General features: G+C 61.9%; 4 protein-coding genes. All 4 read left to right on the plus strand.

Going from position 1 to position 4,900, the window contains the following annotated elements; all coding sequences use genetic code 11:
* The first annotated feature begins 5 nt into the window (after positions 1-5).
* The 4 genes from V7D69_RS15290 to V7D69_RS15305 all read left to right on the plus strand — a co-directional run bounded on the left by V7D69_RS15290 (position 6) and on the right by V7D69_RS15305 (position 4,824).
* The gene (locus tag V7D69_RS15290) at positions 6-1,964 is read left to right on the plus strand and encodes a type IV secretory system conjugative DNA transfer family protein (protein WP_179563635.1); all 1,959 of its coding nucleotides are present in this window, start codon (positions 6-8) and stop codon (positions 1,962-1,964) included.
* The gene (locus V7D69_RS15295; protein ID WP_261937547.1) at positions 1,951-2,907 is read left to right on the plus strand and encodes an LPD7 domain-containing protein; all 957 of its coding nucleotides are present in this window, start codon (positions 1,951-1,953) and stop codon (positions 2,905-2,907) included. Before V7D69_RS15290 ends, V7D69_RS15295 begins: the two co-directional genes overlap by 14 nt.
* 253 nt (positions 2,908-3,160) lie before the next feature.
* Positions 3,161-3,991, plus strand: coding sequence for a type IV toxin-antitoxin system AbiEi family antitoxin domain-containing protein (locus tag V7D69_RS15300; RefSeq protein WP_179563573.1), 831 nt, complete (start codon positions 3,161-3,163; stop codon positions 3,989-3,991).
* Positions 3,991-4,824 (plus strand): nucleotidyl transferase AbiEii/AbiGii toxin family protein, encoded by an 834-nt coding sequence (locus tag V7D69_RS15305; RefSeq protein ID WP_179563572.1) that lies wholly within the window; start codon positions 3,991-3,993, stop codon positions 4,822-4,824. The genes V7D69_RS15300 and V7D69_RS15305 overlap by 1 nt, the downstream gene beginning before the upstream one ends.
* The last annotated feature ends 76 nt before the right edge of the window (positions 4,825-4,900 follow it).

A 4,900-nucleotide genomic window follows, 5' to 3' on the forward strand; every position in this document is an offset into this window, starting at 1 on the left:
CGGGGATGCTCGCGGCAACCGTTTTGGCATGTGCCTTGTGCGCGGTGCTGGTCGCGCTCGTCGGCCTCAACCAGATCGGCCCGCGCACGCAGGTCTCGGCGATACCCGGATGGCTCTGGTACTATCGCCGCGACCCGCTTCTGCATCTGTGGCTGGAGCGCGGTGCGCTGGTCAGCGGCGCAATCGCCTTCGTCATCCTGCTCATCATCCTGAAGCAGGGGCGCACGCTCCATGGCGAGGCACGGTTCGCGCGCGAAAGCGAGATCCGGCGCGAACATCTGCGCAGCAACAGCGGGATCGTCGTCGGGCAGAAAGGCGGCCGCTATCTCGTTTTCGGCGGCACCGAACATGTCTTGCTTGAGGCACCGACGCGCGCCGGCAAGGGCGTCGGCGTAGTGATCCCCAATCTTCTGAGTTGGGCGGACTCGGTGGTGGTGCTTGATGTGAAGCGCGAGAATTGGGACATCACCGCAGGTTTTCGCGCGCGCCATGGCCAGTCGGTCTATCTGTTCGATCCGCTCGACCCCGAAGGGCGAAGCGCCCGCTACAATCCCTTGAGCTTCATCGACCGGCTCGACGACACCGATGTGATCAATGAACTCCAGAAGATCGGCGGCATGTTGTTTCCGGCTCCGGAAAAGGCTGATCCATTCTGGGCGGAAGCGGCGCGCGCCGCCTTTGTCGGCGTCGGCGCCCTTGTCGCGGCCAATCCCGCCCTCCCCTTCACGATCGGCGAAATCTATCGGCGACTGACGACGGGCGATCCGAAGGTCGAATTGCCGAAGGTCGTCGAAGAGGCGCAGAAGCGGGGGCAACGGCTGAGCCAGGCCTGTGTGTCGGCGCTGAGTGACTTCACCTCCGCGTCCGACAACACATTTTCGGGCATCAAGCAGACGATCACCTCGAAGCTCAATCTCTGGCTCAATCCCTATGTCGATGCCGCGACGTCAGAGACCGATTTCGATCTGCGCCAAATCCGCCGCGAGCGGATTTCGATCTATCTTGGCGTATCGCCCGACAATATTGATCGGATCGCGCCCGTCTATAACCTCTTTCTTCAGCAGCTGATCGATCTCAATACGCGGGAACTGCCTGAGAATGGCGGCCGCGTGCCGGTGCTCATTTTGCTCGATGAGTTCGCCCGCCTCGGCAAGGCACCGGTCATCGCGTCGGCGTTTTCCTACGTTGCAGGCTACGGGCTTCGCCTGTTGCCAGTCATCCAGAGCCGGTCCCAGCCCCGCGGTATCTATGGCGTGGATGTCACCGACGAGATCATCGCCAACTGCGGTCTGGAGATCGTATTCACACCCAAAGAACTGAAGGTCGCCAACGAACTTTCCGAGCGGCTCGGTTTTTTCACGATGAACGTCAAATCGAAGAGCCGGACGATCCATGGCCTGCTCGCCAACCGCAGCGTGTCGGAATCGGACCAGCGGCGCGCGCTGATGATGCCTCAGGAGCTGATGCAGATGCCCAAGGGCGACCTTCTGCTGATGCGCGGCGGGATTCCGCCCGTCAGGGGCCGCAAGATCGAGTATTTCCGCTCGAAGCGCTTCACGAGCCGGATCAGTGACCCGCCCAAGGTTGCGCCCCGTCCGATCGCGATTAACGCCGTGTCGTCCGCCGCCAAATTGGCAGGCGGGGCGAGCAGCAGCGATCCGTTAGCGCAGGCCCTTAGCGCGAAGCGGGCTGCTCTGTTGAACGACGGTCCAGCGACTGCGGCTGCGGAGCAGGCACAACCAAACTCGCGCGCGTTGACCGATGACGAACTGTCGGGCTTTGCCGAGATCACCGATGACATGTTGGTGCTCGGCAACATGGTGGATCTGCCACCCCCCGGCGATGAACAGGCCGCTATTGCCTTTGTCACGGCGATGACGGCCCGGGCCGTTCTCGAGCCCGTGGGTGCCGGCGCCCAATCTCCAGCATTTGTGACCGAGAGGCATGACCATGGCAGAGAGTGATCGCAAGCAATCGGGTACGGCGCGGACCACTACCAACAGCGTTGGCATCGACGCCGCCGAACGGCGCAAGGCGCGGGCGCCTGGGTCGGTTCCGCCGGAAAGGTCCTCGCCTGGGGGATCGAAGGGTCCCACTGAAGCGCCTGATCATGCCGGGGCTGTCGGTGTGCCGCGCCGCGCGCCCAAGGTGCATTCCCTCGAGGCGGGCGATGTGCCGGAGAGCGTGCGGAAGCGCTATTATGCCGACAAGGCAAAATGGTCGGGCGAACCCGCCTTTTTCACGACGGCGCAAGCAAAGGATCCCGCGTTTCGCGATCAGGGCCGGCGCTTGGTCACGGCGACGGAGAGCCAGGAGGTCGTCAAGGATCTGGTGGCGATCGCACAACACCGCAATTGGGATCGGATTCACGTCACGGGATCGGAAGAATTTCGGCGATCGGTCTGGATCGAGGCGAGTCAAAAGGGGCTGGAGGTACGTGGCTACAAGCCCAATGATCGCGATTTCCAGGAGCTCGACCGGCTCCGCGGAGAGACGAGCCGCAATACGATCGCGCCCATGGCAGCCCGTGACGTCGATGTCGCCCGTGGGTCAACCGGGATAAGCCGCCGGAGCGACGGCAATGGTTTGGAACGGCCCGATGCCCGGCGCGGCGATCGTGGCAACACGCCGAACGATCGTGCGGCCGACAGCCAGATGCGCGTGATGGAAGCGGTGATCCGACGGACGTTGTTCGACAATCCCGAAGCGGTCGCGCGGGTGATGACAGTTGCCCGCACGCAGCTCGATGCGCATATTGCGGCGGGACGGAACATCCGCCCGGCAATGGTCAAGGACGCCTCCCCGATCGTCAGGCAGGATATCGTCCGCGGCCGTGACCCAGCCACGCCCCCCATCCCTCGTCCAGGTCGCGAGCCCAAACCCCAGGAACGCAGCCGGTCTCGGTGATCCAAAATCGGTCTTTGTGCCGCAACCCCTCTACGACATATGGCTCAGGCGATCGGCTCCTGGTTTAAGAAACGCGACTTTTGTTCGTCTTCGCCGAACATTTATCACGATTGATAAACCGCGAGCGGCCCGACCCAAGGCCTGTTGGATGTATACTGCCTGCGCGGACCGTCCCACTAAAGGCGACGATCTTGCCATATAATATAACCTCCGTTATATCGAACGCGCCGGACATCGCTCATAGAGGCTCAAATTGCGCGAAGGATATAATCTCAAGACGCTTGGACCTCGGGCCGCCCAGCTGATCGTCGAACTCAACGAACGCCGTCAGCCGATTTTTTCGCTTGCGGACGTCACCGAGATCACAGGTCTGAGCCCGTCATCGGCACGCAGCCTCGTCGCGAACACGGAAGCGCGCGGCATCGTCACGCGTCTCAAGCCTGGCCTCTACAATCTGGTGCCATTCGAGCGGGGCCGTGACACCGAGCATGTGAGCGATCCTTACCTCATTGCAAGGACACTGGTTGGCGATGCGGACTATTTCATCTCCCACGGCAGCGCCCTCGAGCTGCACCGCATGGTCACCCAACCGCAGTTGGCCATCATCGTCTCCTGCGCCAAACGGCTGCGCCCGCAGCACATTCACGGGTATGAGTTCCGCTTCGTCGACGTCAAACCGCAGGATTTCTTCGGTCTGACCGAGATCTGGATCACATCCGAGGAGCAGGTCAGGGTCAGCGATCCCGAGCGGACCATCATCGATGGTCTCGACCATCCGCAATATGTCGGTGGCGTCACGGAGGTCGCCAAGGGACTCTGGATGAAGCGCGATACACTGCGGGTCGAACTGATGATCGAATACGCGCTTCGCCTCGGCGTTGGCGCGGTGATCCGCCGCCTGGGCTATCTGCTGGAATTATACGAACTGGCCGACACAGCCGCATTGGAGCCGTTGCGCGCGCGGCTGACGCCGACCTATCAGCGCCTCGATCCCCTGTTTCCCAATGAGGGCAGGATGCTGGCCCGATGGCGCATCCGACTCAACGTCGAGCCCGACGAACTCGATATAATCCGGAGCAGTTGATGATTCCCCAGCGCGATCTCTCCCGTATCGCCAACGGCCTTCTCAAGCCTCGCGGCCGCCGCGTGCCCGAGGCGGTGATCGAACGCGACTATTGCCTGGCCTGGTTCCTGACCGGCCTGGCCCAGCATCCATTGCGCGAATTTTTCGCCTTCAAGGGCGGGACGGCATTGCGCCGCTGCTGGTTCGAGAATTACCGCTTTTCCGAGGATCTCGATTTTTCGTTGATCAAGCCGATCGACCTGGACGCGATACTCTCCGGCCTGAACGAGATCTTCGCCATCCTCGAGGCGGCTTCGGGGATCAACATGGCCTATGATCGGCCCGACCGGCATGGCCATCAGAACACCCACACCTTCTATCTGAGCTACAAAGGCCCCCTGCCCGCGCGCAGCGACGTGAAAGTCGATATCACGATCAATGAGGTGTTCTGCTTTCCACTGGCTGAGCGCCCGATCCTGCGGACCTTCGAGGAATTTGCCGACCTGCCGGAAGGCCCGACCATTCTGGCCTACAGCCTGGCGGAGATATTCATCGAGAAGCTGGCGGCCCTGTCGGACAAGGCCCGCACCGAGCCGCGCGATCTCTACGACCTTTGGAATTTGCTCGAGGAGCGTGATATTCGACCAGCGGAATATCTCGCCGAGTTCACCCAGAAGCTCGCCCTTCGGGAACGCATGCCCAATGGCGTGACCGCCGCGATCGCCGCCAAGGAAAAGCGTTTAGGCACGCTTTGGACGGGGCGGCTGCAGCAACAGATGAGCGATCTGCCGCCATTCGAAGGGGTGTTTCGCGAGGTTATGCGCGTTCTGCGCGAAGCCGACCTGCCGGAGTAGAGCGCGCCGTTCATCGCCCCAACGATGGGCGTAAATTAATAGATTTGCTTGCTGATTCTGCCAAAGGTTATGGTGG

This window comes from Novosphingobium sp. (genome assembly GCF_036733805.1).
In the GTDB taxonomy this organism is placed as follows: domain Bacteria; phylum Pseudomonadota; class Alphaproteobacteria; order Sphingomonadales; family Sphingomonadaceae; genus Novosphingobium.

Excerpts from the sequence above, each read along its gene's own strand:
- V7D69_RS15305 (WP_179563572.1), top strand. The coding sequence starts at position 3,991 with ATGATTCCCCAGCGCGATCTCTCCCGTATCGCCAACGGCCTTCTCAAG.
- V7D69_RS15295 (WP_261937547.1), top strand. The coding sequence starts at position 1,951 with ATGGCAGAGAGTGATCGCAAGCAATCGGGTACGGCGCGGACCACTACC.
- V7D69_RS15290 (WP_179563635.1), top strand. The coding sequence starts at position 6 with ATGCTCGCGGCAACCGTTTTGGCATGTGCCTTGTGCGCGGTGCTGGTC.